1 protein-coding gene is annotated in these 336 nt (G+C 38.7%); it reads right to left on the bottom strand.

Annotated elements, in window-relative coordinates:
- Positions 1–162: 162 nt before the first annotated feature.
- Positions 163–336: YkgJ family cysteine cluster protein (locus HC175_RS24500; RefSeq protein WP_369074367.1), on the bottom strand; the 174-nt coding region annotated here is incomplete at its 5' end.

Below are 336 nucleotides of genomic sequence, written 5' to 3'. Positions count from 1 at the left end.
ATTTCAAGATCCCGATATGAACCTCCCATTCCAATATTTTCTATTGAAAATACTGAAAAAAATTAGAAGACATTGTTAAAAGGAATTCAGCAATTTGTGATCTGCCAATTTTTAACAAGCGGACTGACAATAAATTAACCTGCAACTTGCAACTTGGAACAATTAAGGCATCCGTTTTTTCATCTCCTCCACAATATTAAAGGCGGCAGGACAAATGGTAACATTCTTCATCGTGAGATTTGAAATCTTGTGGAAATCTTTGCGGTTGGTGTGCGGGAATTCGCTGCAGGCTTTTGGCCGCACATCGTAGATCATACAGTAATTGTCCGGAGCAAG

This window comes from Salinimicrobium oceani, from assembly GCF_012037645.1.
Note: the sequence above shows the minus strand (reverse complement) of the source record. Positions and strands in the feature narration are given on the sequence as shown.